Source organism: Hydrocarboniphaga sp. FW305-C-57 (genome assembly GCF_058783045.1).
The window spans coordinates 136,656-154,033 of the sequence record NZ_JBYSYG010000010.1 but is presented as its reverse complement, the minus strand read 5'-3'; the positions used below and the strand labels follow the sequence as shown (position 1 = coordinate 154,033).

The window sequence follows — 17,378 nt, the reverse complement described above, 5'->3', positions numbered from 1 at the left end:
AGGAACCACATCCACCGTTGGCGTTTGGGCTTAGCAATCAGCCTTGCGCGGAACGCAAGATGTTCGCGGCGAGATTGTCGCACCACGTGGCGTAGTGTGGCTCAAATGCGTGGTCACCCGTGGCCGCCCACTCGAATTCGTTACGCTGATCGAACACGGCGTGGACAACCGGCGCAAGGCGCGCCGAATAGCAGTTATCGCTTCGCAGGTCGCGCAGACGCGAAAGCGCAAATCGCTCGAACTCTGCAACGACCGGCGATTCAATGCGCTTGAGTTTGAGCAGGCCAATAAAAAACATGAACTGAGCAGCGTCATTGTGCGGCATCGCCAGCGCTAGGCCCTGCAGCCAGAACAATACATCGCGCGCATTGGGCATGAATTCGCGGTCTTTCTTCTCCCACAGAAGCGTAAGTGCCAGCGTTTGGGTCATTGCCGTGCAGTAAGGCGGCAAATACTCGCCACTCGGCACCACATAGTAAGCCGGAGTGCGTCGCTGCTTATCGGTTTGACTCGACAGGGAGGCGACGACGCTTTCCGCCAAACTGAAAGGATCAGTTTGGCCGATGGCGATCACTGCATCCCAGTGCTCGATTTCTTGAGCATCGGCACCGCGCAGAAGATGGAGCGTCACTCGAGCGTCGCCCCCGGACGGTGCAATCGTTCCTCGCACGATGTAGTCGAACTGCTGGCCGATTCCAAGCAGCTGCTCGGTTGTCTCTTCTCCTGCAAAGTGGATGAGGTGTTTTCGGTCCGCGATGGGAATCAAGGCTTGTGCTGCGAATGCGCTCGTGAAGTAGAAGAGCTCAAGCATTGCCAAAGTAACGGCGCGACCAACCGATCCCAGATCGGCATCTATCCGTTCTGGCTGATTTCCCCACTGCTCCTGGTTAGCCGTACTCGGCACCAGCAGTGCAACTTTCAGCGTTCGCGGCGCAGGATCGGCCGCCCAGGCGAGATCGGCCCCCCCGAGCAGCCATGGGGGGCGATCAAATGGCATTACGCCGATCTCCAGCGGCTCGCGTGCTGTTGGCGTCGTGCCCTGCGGAAAAGTGTTTGCCCGCTGCCTATCGAGGTCGGCGGAATGAGAGCGGAGCGCTTGGCTCAGCACCGGCTCGCCGCGACGATATAGGGACTCGATTAGTTGATTAGCTTCATCGAGCCGCCCCAACGCAAGATATGCCTGAATCAGATAGAGGCCAACCTGCGCGTCACCGCAGCCTGCATCATGCCGCGGGGCGATCCATCGCACTAGCGCGGCCGGTTGTCCGTGGAGGCTCAGATCGGCCGCGATCTTGGCCACAGCTTCAGGCGAGGCGGTGCCGATTTGGGTAAGCACTGACTCATGTAATCGCAATGCATCGGCGATGTCGCCGCGCTGTAGCTTTTCGGCAGCACTCCGCAGCGGCGCGAGCCAGCTTCCGGCCAGTTCGCCTACCTCGCGTAGGACTTCTTGGCGGACGCTCTCTCCTTTTTCTTCGATCCTCAACCGCGTCCACCAGTCGAGAGCCGCAGCGTCATTAGGGTCGCCCTGCAACGAGCGCCAGAGCGTTTCCCGAGCTTTCTTGATATCGCGGCCCTCTTGAAGCCGGGCCAGTTCCAGAAGCAGCTTCGGGGTCTCACCCACGTCCTTCAGTGCTTTTTCAAGAATTTGACTCGTGGCAGGCCGGTTCCCCAGCTGCCGCAAAACCTGAGCACGGATCAGATGACTGCGCTCAACATCACGATCGATTGACAGCAGATGGGCTGATGCCTCTCGGACTTCTTCGCCTAAGTCGTCAGCAAGAGCGCCAAGGATGACCCGCGACAGCTGATCCGGGTTCGACCAATGCTGCTGCAGTTGGCCCGGAAGGATCACAGTGCGCCAGTGCTCGCGCGGGACGGGCACCTGACGGCCATAAGAGTCCGTCGCCAAGATCGGTTCGTCTGCCATCACCTTCCTCCGCTGTACTGAACGCGACTGGACGAGTTCGAAATCCCTCCTCGCTGCGCACTATCTGTAAAGTACCATTCTCCGGCGATCGCCCAGCCAAGCTATAGCGCCAGCATGAGTCAGGTCGCTACTTGCCGAATCATCGCCTGGGCTCGCTCAGATACGCGATTAAGCCCCGATAGCCGGCTCCCGCTGATGAGCGAGAGAACATGAAGAGGGCCTGATTCACCGATGAGCAGGTGTTCCGGAGTTGCGAACGGGGCACCGCTGAGATCTCGAATCTGTTTGTTGAAGTCGATCTGCTGACGAGCACCTGCGATGCTGTTGCCCAGCGCATTGCCAAAGGCATCGGCCGCTGCGATTACAAGCCGAGAGCCGAAGATAGGTCATTCCGATTTAATGAAGAGCAATACATCAAAGCCGCGTTCATCAGAAGGTGCTTGGCTCTGGCTAAATGGCTGCGAAATCTGGAAAACTATCATTAATTTTCCGCATCGATAGGCATCACGATAGAGAAATTCCAAATCCGACTGAGCTAAAGCAGAACTCAGACGTTCTACAGTCATGATTTCGCCGGGGGAAAATGAATCCCCTACGGGCTCGCAGTCCAAGCGACTTTCGATGACCCTTCGAAAGTTCTGTGCAATTTCCAGAGTCAGAGCTGGACTGTTAGCACTACTGCCTGGTCGAAATGCCACCGTCTTAATTCGCTCGTCATTGGCTCCGCGCCGCTGAGGATCGTAAGTATCGAGAGTAACGACCACGCTCCCGTACGGCGCTAAACTGGGGAACACAAGGGGAGCATTCTCTCCTTGAGCGGCAACCACGAGCTCGGAGACGTTGTGGAATATGAACTGCCCATCCGAAACCGGATGGATGGGAGATTTAAACGCGGGTAGTTCACTGTTCGATTCAATGAATGCGCTTGTGGGCTGGTTCACTGCTACACGCAGCGAACCCCTTTCTGGGTTGCTGTCGGAATTATCTTTCTTCATCAACATTTGAAGGGTCAAGAGGACTGATGCCGCGACGAGGGCTCCAACAATCACATAAGTTTGCTTTTTTGATGGCATCACGAAGAGTCCCTAACGTGGCCCTGTGTTTCGGTAAGCATTATTCAATGCCGAAGGCGAAAATACCTGATTTCGGAGCAGGCCGTACTCGCGAGGGCTCGTATAGGCGCTGACGAACGCGCTAGTAAGATTCCCCGCGAACCTAAGGCGATCAGTTAGATTGCTTAAATTTCCGGAGAACGAGACGCTCTGTGAGGCAAGTTGGACATCTCCGAAAGCCCACGCCCCGATCTGCATTAGACGACTGTTGTCGAAATCGCGCTCAACAATTTGTGCCCCAGTCATTCCGCCTAGCTCGGGACGAGGCCTCTGATAGATTGATTCCGCTACAACCCCTTGCTCATGCTGAAAGAAACTTCCGACGGCGGACCTCAGAAGTGGCAGTCCCTCTACAGAGCTCGCTGCCTCTCTGAACGTCGCGCCAGTAGCGGCGGCAATTTTCTTTATCGAATCTATCTGCGAGTAAGCATTGATGAGAGAATCGGCTTGCCCGGGATAAACAAGCTCCCCAACCTGCCGCACGCCCTCGATTCCAAAGTCGTTGTAGATGTCACGGAATCCCATTGCATCGACATATATCTCTTTGTTGATGTCTTGAAAAACCTGCCCCAAAGGTCCGTCATCATTGATCCCCCAGAATGACGTGGTCACCGATTGGGAGACTTGTTCGCCGGTAAAGAACCAAGGCGCAGAATCGTCAGACAGGGCTACAGTCGAGTACTGAGAATTTGTAAATGCAGCTTGCTGCATCGGCTTCCCACGAAACTCGGCCAACTCTGCGCGACGTAGATTCAAGTAGCGTCCCGCGATGTCGCGCACACTGTCGTTATCGAATGCGGCATCGAAGGTCGGCTGCGCGGTCGCGGGAGCCTGCATCGCGTTAAGAGCAGCGACGTCCCTATTCGCTACCACCGTCGCTGGCGCGATGTTAAGCGACATCGATGCAGCGTTATCCACGATGCCATTCAGATCAACCGCCAAGTCATTGGCCGTCAGCGCCGACATGCGTGGAGCTCCGGCATCCATCCGCGAGATCGGCGACTCAATGCCCTGATAGTCCTGCGCATAGACCAGTGCCTGCTGCGGCGTGTAACCCCGCTCCAGCACGTTGTCGTAAGCCTGCTTGGCGCCGCCACTCAGGTTGCCGAGTCGCTTGTCGAAATCAGCTTGCTGCAAAGCCCCGACGATGGAGTTCCCCAGTGCATTGCCAAAGCTGTCAGCCGCGATACTGACTACGTCAATCTTTCCGTGCCCCTGCAACGCGATGGTGATGGCTTGACGAGCGGTGTTTGCGAGGAAACCCGCCGTAGTCTGAAAGGCAAGTGATTGCAGGTTGAAGCTCTGCGACTCAATATTCTCGAACGGATTGGCAGCATTAAAGCCTCCGCCTGCAGCGATTCCGCTGGTGACTGCACCCGCCGCAATCGAACTCCACTTGAAATGCGACTGCGTCCCTACGAATGTGCCGATGCCGTTCTGAGCTACTCCATTTAGCACGCCTTGCAGAGCCCCACGCTTGGCGAGTTCGCCGAAAGCGGCGTTCTCGCCCAGTTGTGCGACCCCCAGCTGAGCGCTGTTGAGCCCGGCACCAATCCCAGCGGTTGCAGCGGCGCCCAGCGCTCCAATGGCGACCTGGCTGAAAGAGAAGTTGTCTTGTAGACCGAGTCCAATTGCCACCCCTTGACTAGCAATGCTGCCGAATGCGCCACCTACTAGCGCGCCAGCCACAGCTTGCCCTGTTGTTACCGCAACGCCCGACGTAAGAGCTCCGGCAGTTCCGCCGCTTAGCGCAGCAGTCCCAACCCCGAAGGTGCTCCCGGTGGCGCCAAACGCTGATGCCGCCACACCAGCGGAATACACGGTTGCCACTACGGCGACGACCGCGACAAGAATTGTGGTGAAGGTTTTCGAGTGCTTCTTGCGCGGCTTCGGCAGTGACGGGGTCAGATCGCCGATCACATCCCCTGGGCTATAAGGCCGGAAGGTTTCACTGGTGTTGCTGGCGTTGGTGACGGTGTTCGGAATCTTCAGCGACAGGTTTTCCGGCAACGCGCTCGTCGACGACAGGTTGTTGGCATCGGCGATCACATACCAGCGGCTTGCATCACCGTAGACCGCTTGGGAGATGGATTGCAGGGTGTCGCCAGCGCGCACCACGTACTGACCCGGAGTGATATTGGGGTAAGCCTTGCTGATCGGCGTGTAGTCGAAGCCGAAGTTCATCGTGATGGCGCCGTTGGGATCGGTGCGCTTGCTGCCGATCAGGGTGCCGCCGACGAAAACTTGCTGCTCACGCTCGTTGATATTGTTGATCGCGCTCTTGTTGATGATCTGACCGTTCAGATCGTAGGTGTATGCGTAGGAGCCGTCCGGGCTGCTGGTGTAATTGATCTCGTCCCGATAGTTGTAGTACGTGTTGGTGTTGGTCGTTCCGCCATTGGCGTTGGCCGTGATCAGGCGCTGTAGGTAGCCGCTCTCACCCAAGGCATAGGTGTAGGTGTAACTCGAAATGAAGTTGTTGTTGCTGGTGCGGCGCGTTTCCTGATTCGTCACGTTACCGGCGGCGTCATAGGTGTAGGTCGCCCGGTTGTCGGTATAGCCGCTGCCACCGTACTGGTAGATGCTGCTGATCGAACCATCGCCGTTATAGGTGTACTCAGCGGTGATCGATCCGTTGTTGTACTGCTGCTTTGCGACTTGATCCGCGTCGTTGTACGTCCAATTGACATAGCTGTAGTCGTGCACACCGCCGGTGCTGGACCAGGTAGTCGTCGCACGCCGGTTAGCGTCGTAGTAGTTGCGGTTTTCGCTCTTGCGCAGGCTGGCCAACGTGGCATCGTCGAGCGCCTCGTAGACGTTGGTGGCGGCCTTGTTGGCAACATCCTTCAACGTAGTGATCGAAGCCCCAAAAAGATCGATAGCGTAAGTGTCTTCCTGAATGCGGTTGCCGGCCGCGTCGTAGCGCAACCAGATCGCCTGCAAGTCGTGGCCGATGACGCTACCACCGCTGCTGGCTTCGTACTCAAGCTGGGTTTCGTTGATGACGCGGTTGTTCGCGTCGTAGTCGTAGCGGTAGAGCGTGGTGCTCAGGGGATAGGTCGAAAAGTTCGAACCCGGGTTCAGGTAACTGCCGGTGGTGTATTTGCGGTTGCCTTGCGCGTCGAAGGCGTACTGTGCCGCTGCGACGTTGTCGTTGACCAAGAACAGCTTGCCGGTAGGGCTGTAGCGATAGATTGAGTTGTGCAGCGTATTCCAGGTATAGCCCGAGCTGGTCGAAGAGGAAATATTGCGACGTCGAGCTGTTAGGCTTTCGGCCGTGGTGCGGCCAGCTTCGTCATAGCGGTACTCGGCCAGCTTCTCGAGGTAGTAAATGCCGCCAGGGTTCGGTGTGGGCCCTGGGTCGTAGACGCTCTTGAGTTGGCCGTTCGCGTAGTAGCTGTAGCGCCGGACATAGTTCTTGCCTGAAACCGTCAGAACCTCTTCGGTCTTCTGACCTGCGTAGTCGTAGCCATAGGTCGTGGGATCACCAATGACCGTGACCGTATCGGATGCATTCGCCTTGCCGGAGAGCGACGTGTGCGAACGCAAGCGATAGCTGTCGTACGTCCAGGTCTCGTAGTTGCCGAGTGCATCGGTGAGCCTCGTCTGGCGGCCGAGGTTGTCGTATTGGTAGGTCGTGGTGCGAGGCGTACTGCCCGAAGTGGCTGGCTGGAGTTGCTTAATGATGCGGCCCCACGCGTCGTAAACGTATGAAGCCTGCCCCCGGTTACTGCCAGTGCGATTGCCCAGGCTATCGTACAAGTAGATATCCGCCGTGACTTTGGCGGCTGATTTCTCGATGGTCAGGCGACTGGCGCGGTCGTAGCCGTAGCTGGTGATCGCCCCGAGGGCATCGGTCTGTTGCACACGACGATTCAGCGCATCGTAGGCATAGCGCGTAATAGCCCCCATGCCATCGGCCTGACTGATCAGATTGCCAGCAGCGTCATAGCGCTGCGTGGTGAGATTGCCATTGCCGTCGACGCCTGCGATGGCTCGGCCTGCTGAATCGTAGGCGGTTTCGAACGTCGCAGCCTTCAGGTAGGTGGTGCCGCGGTCGGTGACTACCGCTGCGATGGAGTTTAGCGTTTCGATCAGTCGGTTCGACTCATCGTAGCGATAATTCACCACCACGCCCGTGGGGTCCGTCGTACGCGTGACGTTACCCCAGCGATCGTACTGCGTCGATTGCACCGGAGTCAGTATCTGAGTGATCTGATTGGTCGGCGTATCGTCGATCGTTTGATAGACCGAGTAGTCATTGCGGTACGAGCCGCTGACGTAACCATCGCTGCCGACCAAGGCTTGACCATTGACGGTGACGCCGGACAGATCCGCAAGCGTTCCTGTTGGCGTGTTAACGCGCACTCGAAAATCGAAACTGTCGAGGTTCAAATTCTGTGTGAATAGCGAGCCGGTCGCCGCAAGGGTGATCGGCGTCCAGGCCACGTTGGGACCGCTGCCGATCGGCTTCACTTCAAGCGAGCCGATACGCAGGTCGCGCGTCGCAATCGCCGCTTCTGCCAGTGCCCCTTGGAACAGGCTCGTGAGAATTCCGTGCGCTACGCTGTTAGCGGTGGGCGTCAGGGTCGGAGAGGGCGAGACGGGATACAGAATCGCTTGCAGCGATGTGATCGCGGGTCCCATCAACCGAAAACCCGTGATCGTCCCCCCGTTCGGTACGGGGGTGCCTAGCTTGCCCGCACCGATATCGGTACCCGTGCGCACGGACAGGCGTATCGTGCCGCTGGCGGTCGACAGATCGACAGTGGTCGCATTGAGTAAATTGCTGCCGGCCGGCGGCGTAAAGATCAGATAGGGCACGCCTCCGATGGTGCTCGTCGTCAGCGTCACGCCGGTCGGCGTTGCGGTGTAACCGAACATGCCCGGGGCTTGCAGCAGCATGGTTCCCGACTGCGTGCTCACCACGGTACCGTCGCCGGGCATTGAGACCGTGAGCTCGTACTTATAGGTTCCCGAACTCAGGACGGCCGGAATATCCACTGTCCAAGCCGTCGCCGACGACAGCGTCGGTGTCAAAGTAATCCAGGTATTGGTGGTCAACGTGCCGAGACGCAAGCTCATAACGGCGCCAACCGGGGTATTGTTGTTTAGCGTGATCTTCGCCGGAGTCGAACTGCTGCCGTCGACAACATTCAGCTTATAACGCGTGGCTAATGAGGTCGCCTGCGTAAGACTCGGCAGCCGTTGCGTTACGGCGCGACCCAAGGCGTCGTAGACGGTTTCGGTGCGCCGGCTATTAGCCAGACCAACCGCGGTTGAAGGCGTGTTTCCAGCGACCTTTGTACTCAGGTCATCAACGGGACTGACGATCTGCGCCGTGTTGCGGCCCTGCAGGTCGTAAAGGTAAACCGTGTCGATGCCATCCGGATTAGCCAGGATCAGACGCCCCGCATTGTCATAACGGAAAATTTGCAGAGAGGCGTCAGTGACACCGAAGGAATCGGTGCTGCCGACCTCTTCGTTGACGACTTCTCCGAACGCGTTGTAAGTGTAGTTGCGATATGCCGTGCCGCCGGAGGTTTGTCGCTCCGATCGGAAAAGCACCTGTCCGCGAGCTGTGTAAGTGTAGGTCTCGAGTTGCTGGCCGGTGGTGCCGTCGACGTTGCTCCAGCTCTGACTGAACTGCAGCACATTGCCGTACTGATCGTAGGTGTAGTTGCTCTTCTGCCCTTCCTCGTCGATCGCCTCGATCACGCGGCCGAGAATGTCGACACGGCTGATGCTGGTCGTATCACGCAAGTAATTCACGCGACGCGGCGTCGCTTGTGTCGCATTCAGCGCGCCATTGACATAGTTCGTCTGCGTAATCTGATTGCCGAGGGCGTCGTAGGTGTAGGTCTCCAGGCTGTTGATGGCAACGGTAGTCCCGTCCGGTATCAACGTATCCTTCTGTGGCCCGATCTTGGCGATTTGACGCCCGAGCGCGTCGTACAGCCACCGTGTTGTGCCCGCAGCGTCGGTCTTGGCGATGACGTTGCCCAAGCCGTCGTACTGCGTCGACGTGGCGATCGTGCCGATGCTGCTTTGGATCCGGCCATCGGCTGCGATGGTGCTTGAGATGACCCCAAGCTGCGACACTGAAGTCTGGCGATCCAATCGGTTATAGCCATACTGGGTTTCGCGAACGTTAGCCGTCCTACGGGCTGTCAGGCTCGCCGCCGACACCGTCGCATAGTCACCGAAGTTTTCTGTGATCTTTGTGATATTCAGCGAGCTTTCGTTGCTATTACTCCCCGCTCGATTCGCAAAGATCTGCGTCCGGAAGCTGGGGACGTTTGTCGAGTCGAATCGGTAGGTGTATGCGGAAGCTCGACTGCCACTTTGCCGATAGAAGTAGGCGGTCACGCCTCGCGCGTCGGTGACAAATTCGATTCGATACGGTTCGTTCTGGTCGGGTTGGAATCGGGCGGTTTGCACCGTTCGGCCGGCGTCCAACATTACAAACGTCACATAACCATCGGTGGTGAACGAGGCATAAAAACCGAAGGTCGGCGGCACAGAGCCACTGCCGGCCGTGTTGGTCACGCCATCCCAATTACCGATGCCGATCCGCTTTTCGCCGCGAGTATTGGAGAGGATTCCGGTGACGAAATCGAACGCGACGCTGACTCGGTTGGTGTCCGACCCGGCGTACGGCTGTGCCGCTGCGCCTTGCACATACACCCAGCCGCTCCCGCCGGTCGCGTTCTTGACCTGCAACAGTCCATTACTGGCAACGAAGTTGCTGCCGAAAGTGCCCGACAAACCCGAGGTGGAACCGCCAGCGAAGGTCGTTTGCCACTGCGATGTGACTTGCTGCTCGCCCAACTGAGCCGCTATGGCGGTCGGTGCGGTGTACCCGGTTTCTGTCCAGGTGCCAGCAGCCAGAGCATCAGTCCATTCCTTCTGCCCAATCTGGGTATCGGTCGCCGAGTACTGCCATTCCGTCAGATACCCCATCGCGTCAACTTGCGCTGACTTTCGACCCGCCTGGTCGTAATACGAATAAGTTGTCACCGTCACGCCCGGCCGCGAAAGCGCGGTCTGACGGATCACATCGCCGAAGGCGTTGTAGACGAAGCCGGTTGTGGGGCTGGCGGTGGCAGCCGTCTGACTCGTCGCGTCGTAGGCGTAGACCGTCGGTTCGACCACCAACGCCTTGCGTCCCACCGTGTCGTAGGTCGTGGTGATGGCGCGATCGCGGCCGCCGGTTCCGTTGTCCGGCAGCAGGCGCAAGACCACTTCTTCCGCCGTATAAGCCACACCCCCGACATGCGCCGGAGTGGATCCGAAGGCGCCCGTTCTCAGCGCGTTGGCAAATCGTGTCACCGAGGTCTGGTCACCGAACGCGTTGTACCCGTAGTTCGTGACGAATCCATCGGCATCAATTTCGTACGAAACTCGTCCCGCGGCGTCGTAGACTTTGTAGCCACTCCGGTTGCCCACATCCAGCGACACAACCGCGTCGCCCAATGCGTTGTAGGTGACATAGGAGGACAAACCGGCGCTGAAACCCGCCGCGAAGCTGCCGTAAATGCCGTCCTGACTCTTCGTCGCTGTCGTCGTGACGATCTGACGTCCGGCCGCATCGTAGTCGTAGGTGGTGACACGAGCCTTCGTCGGATCGGTCGTCTGATAGTTCTCGATTCGGCTCTTGAGGTTGCCGAGCCCGTCGTAGGTGAAGCGCGTCGCGGTCGCGGTGCTGCTCGTTTGTACTTGCTGGAGAACATCGCCCTGGGCGATGCGCTGCATTGCCCCCAACCCCGTACCGTTACGCGTGTAGGTGACCAGCGAATTGTCGCTCAGCTGAACATAGGCGTAGGCGCCATCGGCGCTGAGGCTCATGCCGCGTGCTGAGGCCGCGTTCACGGTCAAGGTTCGGGCCGCGCCGCTGAGCGCTCCGACACTGTCGCGCGCATAGGTCGTGACGACTTCGGTGGTACCGTCAAGCATCGAGAGCGTGCTGCCATTGGCGCTGATCGCCATCCCGCGAAGCACCGTACCGGTCGGACCGGCGACGCGTGTTGATCGCAGGGTCAGCGCGCCGGTGGTCGCCCTGTCATACACCGTCGGTTGCAGATCCTGTTGGCCTGCGACATAGACGCTCTTGCCGTCCGGTGAGACCAGCACCGCCGTTGGCGTCCCTCCGATCAAGCCGGGCAGAAAGGCCACGGTCACGGTCGTCGAGTACGTCATCACACCCGTGCTGGCGTTACGCGTCATTACAACCAGTCCGCTGGTGGTCAGCGCGTACACCGACACGCCGTCCGCGCTGGCTGCCACCGCCGCAGCGCCAGCGAAGTTCGAGTTGTTGGTCGTGGTCAGCCGCTGGGTCAGCGTCAGCTGGCCGTTGGTGCCGCGCGTAAACAGCGTCACGCTGTTATCGGCAGCCGAGGCGACGTAGATGCTGTTGCCAATGACGGACAGGTTTTGCGGATTTGCCAGGCCGTCGATCCCGCCAGCGTTGTCCTGCAGCCGTTGTACGAACGTCAACAGACCGGTGGTGGCATTTCGACTGAAGACCGTCAATGTGCCGTCACCTTGCGCGCCGTTACCTGTGGCGAGCATGTAGAGATAAGCTCCGTCTCCGCTCAGTGCCGCCGTCGCTCCATTGCTGAATGCTCCAACGCCACCGCTGCCTGCGGTCAGCACTTGCACCGATCGCAGCGAACCGTCGGTTTGGCGCTGAAAGACGCCGATGGTGCTCGTCCCGGTCACGTAGACGAACTGGCTATCCGAGCTCACCACGCTGCCCGTCGCCCCGACCAAGCCGGTGACGGGCGTTTGGGCCGTGACGTTCGTCACGCCGGCATTGGGCGTGGTTTCGTCGGTCAGCCGTCCTGCAGCGTCGTAGGCGTAAGTCCACGTCGCGTTGTTCTGATTGATGTAGGTCTTTTTGTTGCCGACTCGATCGTAGGTGTACTTCTGCGTGTAGCCTTCCGCATCGATGACCAAGGTCAGGCGCCCAGCACCGTCGTAGGTGTTGTAGTCGTGCTGATCGAGGCCAGGATTGGTGACGCCAATTACAGCGGTCGATACCGCGCTGAGCGTCGGCGTAAAACTACTCAGCGACGCCGCGGTCTGATAGCGGATATTCTCAGCCACGCGCCCAACCGCGTCGTAGAGGGTCTCGGTGACGTAACCGGTCAGCGATGTGCCTGAAAGGCTCGTCGCCCGAATGGAAAAGCGTTGCCGCCCCGCTGCGTCATAAACATAGGCCGTGACGCGATCACGCGTGTCGCTTCGCAACGAAGCCAACGCACCATCGATGGCCGACTTGGTCAGAGCGACGCTGCCACCGAGTGGCGTGGCGTAGGCTCTCGTATAGAGCACGTTGCCAGCCCCGTCATAGACCGTCTGTGTCAGGTCTCGCAGCGAGTCCAGGGTATACGCGGCCCGACCTGCCGAGTCGTACACGGTGTAGCTGCGCCGATTTGCGGTGTTGGATTCATTGACCAAACCATCGAGCGTGGTCTTGGTTGGCGTATTACCCAGCGAAGTCGTGACGATCCGAGCAGCATACTGCGTGGCCACGGTGACCCGGTTCGCGCCATCGTAGGTGTTCTTGATCACCCCGCCGGTGGCATCGATGCGATAGCTCACGCGGCCATCGCGATCGAAGACCTGCCAGGTGCTGCGATCGGCGGCATTGACCACCGGCGCTACGTTCGACGGCTTACTGCTGTCGGTCAGCGTCGCGGCATTGATCGGCGTCGCATAGCGCAGTGTGCGCGTGATTCGACCTTCGGCGTCGTAGCGGTTCTCGCTCAGTGCACCGGTGGGATCGACCGTGTAAACCAGTCGATCGTTGGCGTCATACAGTGAACGCCAGGCTTGGTTGTTCGCATCGAGCTTACGAACAACATTCCCGTTGCCGTCGTAGAAATAGCGGGTCGTCAGATTGAGCTTGCCGCTGCCCGGGTCCACGATCTCGCTGGTACGTCGATTCGCATTGTCGAAGGTGACCTGCGTGGTCTGGGTCTCCGGCATCACCGCCAGGGTCCAGCTGCCGCTCGAGCCACTAGCTTGCAGGCCTTCTTCGATCAGCACCGCGTCGCCGCTGGCATCACGCGTATAGCGCGTGGCGATCTTCAGCGTGGCGGTATCGACGATGACGGTTGTTGTACGACCGTTGCGATCGAACACCGTCTCGGTGACGACGTTCTTCGCGTCGGTGGTGCGGTAGGCCTGACCTAAGGCGTCGTACGCGTACTGCGTTTTCAGCGCCAGACCGTTTGGATCCACCGTGCGCGTGAGTACCCGGTTAGCGGCGTCGTACTGGTAGCGCGTGATCGTTCCGCGCGCATCCGTGACCTCTTGCAGCAGGCCTGCGTAGTCGTAGGTCGAGGTCTGCGTGAGCTGCAGGCCATTGGTGTCGGTGACCTCAGTGGTCCGATTGCCGTCCGCATCGTACCCATAGACGGTCGCCATCCCCACGCCATCGACGATTCGAATCGTCTGGCCATGTCGGTTGGTCGTCGTCGTTTGAACAATGCCCTCTGGCGTCGTCAGCGTGACGGTCTGCGTGGCGTCGTTGTACTGATAGGTCGTCGTCGCGCCGGTCCGATCCTGCTGCGAGATCACCCGATCAAACGCATCGTAGGTGGTGATGCTGTTCTGATTGAGCGCATCGCGAACGGTGACGACACGGCCTGATGGATCGGCGTAAATCGTGCGCGTGATATTGCCGTTGGCATCGACGCGCTGGGTTACGCGACCGAAGGCATCCACGACAACGGACTGGGCGAGGTTCAGACCTCCAACATCCTGCGTCGTCGATGTGCGATTGCCGCGTTTGTCGTAGGCGAAGTGATCGATGCGATAGAGACTGCCGGCTGGTGCCGGCAGCGCCCCATTGGCAGCGGTCACGGCGCTGGCCGCCGCGCCACGCGTCACGCCGCTGTCGGCGACCACGTCGACCACTTCACCGAAAGCGCCGTACAACTGCACCTGCGTGAACTGCTCGGCATCCGTGGTCGTGCTGAGGAGGCCGCGGGTGTTGTAAGTGAAATTTGAAACGCGATCGGCCGCGCTGGACAAGGTGCCGACACGGGTCGTGAAGACTGAATCTTGCGTCAGCAGACCGCCGAGCAAATTCGTTGTGTCGATGCGCTGGGCGTACTGCCGCGTGGTCGTGACTTCCCCGAAGGCGTCGTAGCGGTTTTCGGCGACCTCGCCGAGCGCATTGACGGTGTAGCGCAGGCGCGAATCCGTGTCGTAGTAGTACAGCGTCGAAAATCCGTTCGGATCGGTGGTTTTGACGAGCCGCCCAGCCAGATCGTAGACGCTGCGCGTGCCGAAGTTCTCCGGTGAGGCCTGTGTAGCCCCCTTGCCCGTGACGACATTGGTCTGGCGGCCCAGATCGTCGTAATAGCGCAAAGTGGTCCGCGCGTCCGCACGACCGAGATTGTCGTTCTGCCCGGCAGCCTCGGTCGAAGACACCAAAAAGCCACGGGCATCGTAGCTGTTGGTGGTGACCGTGCCCTGATAGTCCGTGCTTTGGGTTACGCGGTCGAGCGCATCGTATTGGTAGCTCGTCGTGCGCTGCGAGCCGCTGCCCGGCAGCGTTACGGCGCCACTGCCCGAGTAGGTCAGGGCAGTGCCGTAACGCGTCAGCGCGGTGACATTGCCCGCTACGTCATACCCGCGAGTGGTGGCGTAGCCGCCCGCATCGAGTTCGGTGACGACTCGACCCTGACCGTCGTAGAACGTCCAGGTCACCTGATCCAGCGCGCTGTTGGGCGCGACCCAGCCTTGCAGCACGCTCAGCGAGGCCGTGACCAGGCTCTGCCCCACGGGCGCTTGAGCCGCATTGGCATAGGCGGTGGTCTTGCGCACCTCACCCGCCGCATCGTACTCAACCTGCGCCAGGTAGCCGTCCGCATCAAGCGTGGCGACGGTGCGTCCGTCGTTGTCGTAGAAGAACCGGGTGATTCGATCCTGGGCGTCGTTGGCCGTCACCGCGACGTCGCCAGCGAGCCCGCTGGTTGGGATCGTGGTCAAGCGCGTGGCGTAACGCCGAGCACTCAGTTGCCGGCCGGCGCCATCGTAGGTGTAGCCGGTGGCATAGCCCGCCGCGTCGATTTCGTAAATCAGCTCACCGGCATTGTCGTAGTACCGCCGGCTCGTCCGATCCAAGTCGCTGGCCAAGGGGCGGAGCGGCAGGATCGCCAAGGCAAGCACCGCACCGGTCCCATCGGTCAACGAAGCCGTGACCGCATTGGCGTATGCGATGGTGGCGATGACCTGGTTATCGGCGTTGTAGACGGTTTCGACGAGCTCGCGCTCAGGACTGATCACCCCGACCTGTCGTCCCCGCGCATCGTAGATGTAGTACGTGTTTGCGCCGGTCGTGTCGCTTGCGTTCGCATAAACCGTGCTGCGCACAAGGCGATCCGCAGCGTCATAGTCATAGGTCGTGCGCTGCAACACCGTGCCGCTCGAACTCGCCTGCGTGACGCTAGTGGTGTCACCCGCTCGATTCTTGACCGTGGTGGACACCACCCCGCCAGTCAGACTGGTGATGATGCGGTTGTTGGCGTCGTCATATTGCGTGGTCGTAATGCGACCGGTACCGTCTTGCAGTTGAACGAGCCGATCAAGCCCGTCATAGACGTAGCTGGTGACATAGGCGTTGCCGGCTGTGGTCGAGTTACCACGAGGATCGACGCTGATCAGCAGTCTGCCCATTCGGTCGTAGACGTAACGCGACACGCTCTGCTTGCCGTCGTTGAGGCCCAGCCCCGCAGCATCCGTCGCATTCCACGCGGTCACGCTTCGAATTTGCCCGGTGCCGTCGTACGTCGAGTCCGTGCGCTGAACCTTGGTCTGATCCTGCGCGGCAGCCCACGTGGTCAGAGCGGCGGTCGAAAAGTCAGTGCCGGTGTACAGCGCAGCCGGATAGCGGATGACCGTGACCCGCTCGTTACGCACGATCGGGTCATATCGGTACTCGGTGACTTGACCTTGTGGGCTTACCGAGAAGCGCACATTCTTGTTGGCATCGTAGGCGAAGCGCGAGGTCATCCCCGGCGTTGTACCCACCACCGGATTGGTGGTTGTGTACAGCGTTTCGCTGGTCAGCCGACTGTCAGCATCGTAAGTTCGCGAAACCGTATTGCCGAGCAAATCGCGAATCAGCGTGACGTTGCCGTTGGCATCATAGGCATACGTGACGATGCGCCCCGCCGCGTCGGTGACCTGACTGACATTGCCGTTGGCGTCGTACTGATACTGGATCAGCGAAGACGCGCCATTGGTTGCGGGCAATTCCACGCTGACCAGCCGACCATTGCCGTCGTAGGTATAGATCGTGGTGTTGGTCAGCGGATCAATGACGATCGTGCGGTTGTTGCCGGTGTCGTAGGTGAACTGCGTGGTGTGCCCCAGCGCATCGGTCAATGTCTTGACGCGATACTGGCCACCAACCATCTGATACGTCACCGTCAACGAACTGCCATCACTCTGCGTGATCGTGCTGATGCGATCCGAGCCCGCCTCATAGGTATAGCTCGTGGTGTACACCTGGCCATCGCCGAAGCCGGCGGCACCCGGCGTCAGCTCAACCGAAACCGCAAGCAGATTGGCATTGAGCAGCCCACCGTACTGGAACTGCACCCGCATGATCTCTTGGGTCTGTCCGGTAGTCGTGCCCGGGACCAAGCCCACCACGCGAATGCCGGTCAGGCTGCCAGCGACGAGGCCGCCGTAATCAAGGAAGGTGGTCTGTCCCGATGAGTCGACGATCGACGTCACCTTCATCAGCAGCAGATCGTAATTGTAGGTCTGCGTGTTGCCGTTCTGGTCGCGGATGCTCAGCAAGCGACCGGTGCTGGTGTACGTCTCGACAACCCCGGTGCCGCCTTCACGGAATTCGAAGGTGCTGCCCAACCCCACCAGCGTGTCGTAAGCACCCGGCCCGACCTGACTTCTCCAGGTGTCGCCACTGACCCAGGTAAAGCGTTGCTCGTAGCCGTCCGGCGTCTTGCGGACGATGTCGCCATGCAGCATCTGCGGCAGCAAGCCGACGTTGAGACTGCGATCGAAGGAGAACCGCCAGTTGTTGTCGTTGTAGCCTTCGAGCTCGCCTTGGCTGTTGTAGGTGCGGACCAGAAAGTCATCAAGGCCATAGGCGTGGATGACTTCGTCTTGTGCGTCGACGACCAAGTTGCCGTTGACGACGTTGACCCGGACCTGATCGCGGCCATTGCCGATTCTGGCGTTGCCATCGGCCCCGTACCCGTTGGCTTGCGTCAGCGAGCTACCGAAGACACCCAGACCACTTCCAGCGAAGATCGACGACATTGGCGTTGCCCTTCTCGAATTCCCTATAT

The 17,378-nt window shown here is 59.6% G+C and carries 3 protein-coding genes; all 3 read right to left on the bottom strand.

The window, feature by feature from the left end; translation table 11 throughout:
* Positions 1-37 precede the first annotated feature (37 nt).
* On the bottom strand, positions 38-1,930 hold the full coding sequence (locus AC3WUM_RS19015) for a tetratricopeptide repeat protein (RefSeq protein WP_492412191.1): 1,893 nt from the start codon (positions 1,928-1,930) through the stop codon (positions 38-40).
* A gap of 386 nt (positions 1,931-2,316) precedes the next feature.
* The gene (locus tag AC3WUM_RS19010) at positions 2,317-3,006 is read right to left on the bottom strand and encodes a hypothetical protein (protein WP_492412189.1); all 690 of its coding nucleotides are present in this window, start codon (positions 3,004-3,006) and stop codon (positions 2,317-2,319) included.
* Between the two features lie 9 nt (positions 3,007-3,015).
* Positions 3,016-17,349: a LysM peptidoglycan-binding domain-containing protein gene (locus AC3WUM_RS19005; RefSeq protein WP_492412188.1), complete on the bottom strand. Its 14,334-nt coding sequence runs from the start codon at positions 17,347-17,349 to the stop codon at positions 3,016-3,018.
* Positions 17,350-17,378 lie beyond the last annotated feature (29 nt).